The organism is Bordetella sp. (assembly GCF_051960075.1).
Taxonomy (GTDB): domain Bacteria; phylum Pseudomonadota; class Gammaproteobacteria; order Burkholderiales; family Burkholderiaceae_B; genus Bordetella.
Genome location: NZ_JBQCER010000048.1, coordinates 83708 through 89783, shown reverse-complemented (window position 1 = coordinate 89783; position 6076 = coordinate 83708). Strand labels below are relative to the sequence as shown.

The 6076-nt window shown below is 64.4% G+C and carries 5 protein-coding genes; 1 reads left to right on the top strand and 4 read right to left on the bottom strand.

Annotated features, from left to right (window positions below; genetic code table 11):
• Positions 1-144: 144 nt before the first annotated feature.
• The gene (locus tag ACTHJ1_RS06535) at positions 145-483 is read right to left on the bottom strand and encodes a P-II family nitrogen regulator (RefSeq protein ID WP_330916104.1); all 339 of its coding nucleotides are present in this window, start codon (positions 481-483) and stop codon (positions 145-147) included.
• Between the two features lie 21 nt (positions 484-504).
• The gene (locus tag ACTHJ1_RS06530) at positions 505-2157 is read right to left on the bottom strand and encodes an NAD+ synthase (protein ID WP_440189461.1); all 1653 of its coding nucleotides are present in this window, start codon (positions 2155-2157) and stop codon (positions 505-507) included.
• A 133-nt stretch (positions 2158-2290) separates the two neighbouring features.
• On the opposite strand from ACTHJ1_RS06530, the gene argH reads away from it, so the two are divergent.
• Positions 2291-3706: an argininosuccinate lyase gene (argH, locus tag ACTHJ1_RS06525; RefSeq protein WP_440189458.1), complete on the top strand. Its 1416-nt coding sequence runs from the start codon at positions 2291-2293 to the stop codon at positions 3704-3706.
• 34 nt (positions 3707-3740) lie between these two features.
• Here argH and ACTHJ1_RS06520 read toward each other — a convergent pair whose 3' ends face one another.
• Both ACTHJ1_RS06520 and ACTHJ1_RS06515 read right to left on the bottom strand, forming a co-directional pair.
• Positions 3741-5336, bottom strand: a complete 1596-nt coding sequence (locus ACTHJ1_RS06520; protein ID WP_440189455.1) for an EAL domain-containing protein — start codon at positions 5334-5336, stop codon at positions 3741-3743.
• Positions 5337-5463: 127 nt separating this feature from the next.
• Positions 5464-6054, bottom strand: a complete 591-nt coding sequence (locus tag ACTHJ1_RS06515; RefSeq protein WP_440189452.1) for a nitroreductase family protein — start codon at positions 6052-6054, stop codon at positions 5464-5466.
• Positions 6055-6076: the final 22 nt, after the last annotated feature.

Below are 6076 nucleotides of genomic sequence, written 5' to 3'. Positions count from 1 at the left end.
ACGCCGGCGGGATACGCGCCGCGGTTATTTGTGGTTGGGGTGCCCGCGCGCGTGGTGATGGCGTCGCGTTATACTCCAAGGCGCCAGGCTAAGAAAACGGCCGGCATCGTGGATGCCGGCCGTTTCAACGACGCCCCGCGGACATTACAGCGCCGCGTCGCCGCTCTCGCCCGTGCGGATGCGAATGGCCTGCTCGACCGGCGTGACGAAGATTTTGCCGTCGCCGATCTTGCCGGTGCGCGCGGCCTTCAGAATTGCCTCGATGGCGCCTTCGACGCGATCGTCGGGCAGCACTACCTCGACGCGGATCTTGGGCAGGAAGTCCACCACGTACTCGGCGCCGCGATAGAGCTCCGTGTGGCCCTTCTGGCGGCCGAAGCCCTTGACCTCGATGACCGTCAGGCCGCTCACGCCGGCTTCAGCCAGCGCTTCGCGCACTTCGTCCAGCTTGAAGGGTTTGATGATGGCGGTGACTTGTTTCATGTATTTCCCTGGCGTGATGGCTTAGACCGTTTCGCGGAAACCGTTGGTGAGAGGATAGCGCCAATCCCGTCCGAACGCGCGCTGGGTAATGCGCGGCCCCGGGGGCGCCTGACGGCGCTTGTACTCGTTGACGCGAATCAGGCGCACCACCTGCTCCACCGCCGCGGGTGGATAGCCGGCGGCAATGATGCTTTCCAGCGGCTCATTTTCCATATAGCGCGACATGATGCCGTCGAGCACGTCGTAGGGCGGAAGGCTGTCCTGGTCGGTCTGATCGGGGCGCAGCTCGGCCGAGGGCGGCCGCGTGATGATGCGCTCGGGGATGACGTCGCCGCGGGTATTGCGCCAGGCTGCAAGGCGGTAGACCAGCGTCTTGGGCACGTCCTTGATGACGGCGAAGCCGCCCGCCATGTCGCCGTACAGCGTGCAGTAGCCCGTGGTCATCTCGGACTTGTTGCCCGTGGTCAGCACCAGCCGACCGGTTTTGTTGGACAGCGCCATGAGCAGCGTGCCGCGCACGCGAGCCTGAATGTTTTCTTCGGTGGCGTCCAGGGGCAGGCCGGCGAACTGCTCGGCCAGCATGGATTCGAAGGCCTGGAAGGCCGGCGCGATGGCGATGCTGTCGTAGCGCACGCCCAGACGACGCGCCATGTCGTCGGCATCGATCTCGGAAATGTCGGCGGTGTAGCGAGACGGCATCATTACCGCGCGCACGTTCTCGGCGCCGATCGCGTCGACCGCGATGGCCAGCACCACCGCAGAATCGATTCCGCCCGACAGGCCGATGATGGCGCCCGGAAAGCCGTTCTTGCCCAGATAGTCGCGCACGCCCAGAACCAGGGCGTTCCAGACCTCTTCTTCTTCGCCGATCTGCACGGTCGCGGGGAGACGATTCAAGTTGGTCACCGCGCCCGAGGCATCGATCTCGACCAGACCCAGGCCTTCGGTGAATCCGTCCAGCTGGGCCACCTGGCGGCCTTGAGCGTCCAGCACGAAGGACAGACCGTCGAACACCAGTTCGTCCTGACCGCCCACCAGGTTGGCATAGACCAGGGCGCAGCCCGTGCCTTGCAGGCTGCGGCGAGCCACCTCGACGCGCTCGGCCTGCTTGCCCAGATTGTACGGAGAGGCATTGGGCACCAGCAGCACGCGGGCGCCGGCCGCCGCGGCGGCCTGCGGAGCGTAATCGAACCAGATGTCTTCGCAGATATTGACCCCGAAAGACACGCCCTTGACCTGAAAAACCAGCGGCTCGCCGCCCGGCACGAAGTAGCGGTCTTCGTCGAATACCGAATAATTGGGCAGCTCGAGCTTGGTGTAGGTTCCCAGCACACGGCCTTCGCACAGGACGCTGGCGGCGTTGAACCGCGTGCCGAGCTGCTGCTGCCGCGCCAGGTGCTTGACCGCGACGTGGCCGACCACCACATGCAGGCCGGCCAGATCGGCCAGATCGGTGCGCAGCTGACGCAAGGCCTGTTCCTGCGCCTCGATGAAGGATGGGCGCAGCAGCAGGTCTTCGGGCGGATAGCCGGTGAGCGATAGCTCGGGCGTCACCAGCACGTCGGCGCCCTGGGCATGAGCCGCGCGGGCCGCCTGCAGGATCTTGGCGGCATTGCCGGCCAGGCCTCCGACGACGGTGTTGATTTGCGCAAAGGCGACACGGGCGGCGCTCATGGCAATACGGTTCCAAACAGGAGAAAAGGGACAGGGCAAATTATCGCATGCGCGATGGAAAAGCCCGGCAGGCCCCGTCGGGCGGGCCCGAGCCTGCGCCTATAATTCTCCGGTTCCAGACGAGGCATTCTGCATGGCTAACAACGCAAACACTACCCAAGACCAGTTCGCCAACAAGGCGCAGGCCTGGTCCGCCCGGTTTTCCGAACCCGTTTCCGAGCTGGTCAAGCGCTATACCGCCTCGGTGGATTTCGACCAGCGCCTGGCCCGGCACGACATCCGCGGCTCGCTGGCCCACGCCGAAATGCTGTCCGCCCAGGGCATCATCAGCGCGCAGGACTACGCCGACATTCAGCGCGGCATGCAGCAGATTTTGTCCGAGATCGACGCCGGCCGCTTTCAGTGGCTGCTCGACCTGGAAGACGTGCACCTGAACATCGAGAAGCGCCTGGTGGAACTGGTGGGCGATGCGGGCAAGCGCCTGCATACCGGCCGCTCGCGCAACGACCAGGTCGCCACCGACGTGCGCCTCTGGCTGCGCGACGAGATCGACGGCCTGATCGCGCTGCTGGGCCAGCTGCGCCGTGCGCTGGCTACGGTTGCGCTGGAAAACGCCGCCACCATCCTGCCCGGTTTCACCCACATGCAAGTGGCCCAGCCCGTCACCTTCGGCCATCATCTGCTGGCCTACGCCGAAATGTTCGGCCGCGACGCCGAGCGCCTGATCGATGCGCGCCGCCGAGTCAATCGCCTGCCGCTGGGCGCCGCCGCCCTGGCCGGCACGAGCTATCCCATCGACCGCGAACGCGTGGCCCGCACCCTGGAATTCGACGGCGTGTGCCGCAACTCGCTGGACGCCGTGTCCGACCGCGACTTCGCCATCGAGTTCTGCGCGGCCGGCGCGCTCATCATGACGCACATCTCGCGCCTGTCCGAAGAGCTGGTGATCTGGATGAGCCCGCGCGTGGGCTTCATCGATCTGGCCGACCGCTTCTGCACCGGCAGCAGCATCATGCCGCAGAAGAAGAACCCGGACGTGCCCGAGCTGGCCCGCGGCAAGACCGGCCGCGTCAACGGTCATCTGATGGCCTTGCTCACGCTGATGAAGGGCCAGCCCCTGGCCTACAACAAGGACAACCAGGAAGACAAGGAAGGCATCTTCGACACGGTCGATACGCTGCGCGACACGCTGACGATTTTTGCGGACATGGCCGGCGGCATCAAGGTCAAAGCCGACAACATGCGCGCCGCGGCCCTGCAGGGTTTCGCCACCGCAACCGACCTGGCCGACTACCTGGTCAAGCGCGGCCTGCCCTTTCGCGATGCGCACGAAGTCGTGGCCCACGCGGTGCGCGATTGCGAACAGCGCGGCATCGACCTGGCCGATCTCACACTGGCCGAACTGCAGGCCTACAACCCGGCCATCGAGGCCGACGTGCATCAGGTACTGACGCTGGAAGGCTCGGTGGCGGCGCGCAAGCACATCGGCGGAACCGCGCCCGAGCGCGTACGCGAAGAAGCGCAGCGGGTGCTGAACGAGACGGCTTGAGCGCGCGGGCGCGGCGGCCGCGCCCCGACAACGCTCAGGCCGACGCGGCGGGCCCGTCGTCTGCGGCCCGACTCATCAAGGCTTGAAGGCCTGCGGCGGGAACCGCCTTCGAAAACAGCCATCCTTGCGCGTAACGCACCCCGCGTTTTTGCAGGTACGCCGATTGCGCCTCGGTCTCCACCCCTTCGGCGACCATCCGTAGGCCCAGCGATTTGGCCATTTCGATAATGTGCGCCACGACGTGGCTGGTCACGCTTTGCGTTTCGATGGTGTCGACGAAGGCTTTGTCGATCTTCAGGCAGTCCAGTTCCAGACGGGTGAGATAGGCCAGGCTGGAGTAGCCGGTGCCGAAGTCGTCGATCGCCGTGGAAATGCCGTAGGAACGCAGTGCGGCCAGGTTGCGCCTGGCGGTGTCATTGTCCATGAAGACGCGTTCGGTGGCTTCGATATGGATGCGCCTGGGGTCCACGCCCATGTCCGCCATCCAGCGCTGCAACCGGATCGGCAGCGCCGGGTCTATCAGGTCGTCCGCCGACAGGTTGACGGCAACATAGAAAGAACTTTGCGCGCGCAGCAGCTGGCCCATCTGCAGCGCGATCAACGCCAACACGCAATCTGTGACCTGGGTGATCAGATGATGCTGTTCGGCTATGGGAATAAAGATGTCGGGATTGATGAAACTGCCGTCTTCCGTACGCCAGCGGATCAATGCCTCGGCCCCCACGATGGCGCGGCTGCGCAGATCGACGATGGGCTGATACACCAGAGAAAATTCCCGCTTGGCGATAGCCATGCGTATCAACGCGGGCATCGAGGACTGTTTCCTGGCAAAGAGAGACAAAATGTAAAGCAATGCCAGCACGATGCACAGGCCCAGCGGAGACAGCATGAGCGCATTGGAGACGGTGCCGGCTTCGATCCGCGACAAGGGCACCGCCGCGACCGCCGCATAATCGAAAGCATCGGATCGAACGACGGAAACCAAGTAATCATCGACGATCTTTAGGGCTCGCGGCGCTTGATCGGCGATATGCAGCCATCGCGAATCGACGCGCCCGCGGCTGGTAATGACCAGTTGCTGGCTCACGGCCACCAAGGCAATCGACATGTCCGACGCCGACTCCGGCACATCGAGAAGGTCGTCTTCGTGGACGATCGCCGTGGCGCCGCTGCGAACATCGGTAACGGATCGCAGCGGCGCGGCGGGCAGCAGCGGATCATGCAGAGACGTCCGCACTTCGAGACCGTATTGGCTGACGTAAGTGGGTGGCCCGAGATCGAACCCTTTGTTTCCGAACGACGAGCACAACAACCGGTTTCCTTCGGCCATGCCGACGTCGATGATCTGGTTGGAGCTAAGCACCAGCCTGCGCATCGCATCCAGGCGCTGTTCGGAACAGGGCGCCCCGTCCGAGGACGCGGAAAGCGCTTGCAACGCATTGGCCATTTGCCTTGCGGTACGGTCCATGTGTTGCAGAACGTCTTCGCTCATGGCTCGGACGCGATCCTGGTACCTCTGGATGCTGATCTCATAGGCGGCGTACACGGTCGCAGCGAAGGGAAGTGCCACAGCCAATACCGCCAGCAGACAGACAAGCAACAGCCTGCGCGCGCGTCGGGTCAGAATCATAATTATCGGCGCCACTCGATGGGTCGATCGCAAAGGGCGATGCCAGCCCATTTTGCCATCTCCGCGCCATCCGACCTATTCCGGAAAATTCGCGCGCCGCGCGTCCCTTCCGGCATCCCGTCTTCTCTCAGGCGAGTCCTTCGCCCGTCCACTCCGTGACGAACTCGCGGAAATCGGGGCGCTGCATGGGAGGCAGGTCGGCCGCCAGCGTGCCGATGGCGACAAAGCCCAGGAAACGGTATTCCAGGGGATCGAAGCCCAGCGCTTCCTGTACGTCGGGCACATTGGTGCCCAGGCCGGTGCTCCAGAACGCGGCATAGCCCAACATGTGAACGGCGTTGAGCACGTTCATCACCGACGCACCCACGGCCAGCATCTGCTCGTGCTCGGGGATCTTGCCGTCGAAGAAACTCTTCTGCGCCACGCCCAGCACCAGCGGCACCTGCGCCAGCCAGGCGCGGTTGTTCTTTTCTTTTTCGGGCGTCATGCGCGGGTCGCCCGTGCGCTTGACGGCAGCAATGGCCATGTCGGCCAGCTTGCCCACGGCCTCGCCGCGGATGACGACGTAGCGCCACGGACGCAGTGCGCCGTGGTCGGGCGCGCTCATGGCGGCCTGCAAAATCTGGGCCAGTTCTTCATCGGAAGGCCCGGGACCGCGCACGAGCTTGGTCGAACGGCGCGACATCAGGGCTTGCAGGGACGTTGTGCTAGTCATCATCAATGAATTTATTTGAGAAACG

Coding starts and splice junctions, on each gene's coding strand:
- ACTHJ1_RS06535 (WP_330916104.1), bottom strand. CDS start 483: ATGAAACAAGTCACCGCCATCATCAAACCCTTCAAGCTGGACGAAGTG.
- ACTHJ1_RS06530 (WP_440189461.1), bottom strand. CDS start 2,157: ATGAGCGCCGCCCGTGTCGCCTTTGCGCAAATCAACACCGTCGTCGGA.
- argH (WP_440189458.1), top strand. CDS start 2,291: ATGGCTAACAACGCAAACACTACCCAAGACCAGTTCGCCAACAAGGCG.
- ACTHJ1_RS06520 (WP_440189455.1), bottom strand. CDS start 5,336: ATGATTCTGACCCGACGCGCGCGCAGGCTGTTGCTTGTCTGTCTGCTG.
- ACTHJ1_RS06515 (WP_440189452.1), bottom strand. CDS start 6,054: ATGATGACTAGCACAACGTCCCTGCAAGCCCTGATGTCGCGCCGTTCG.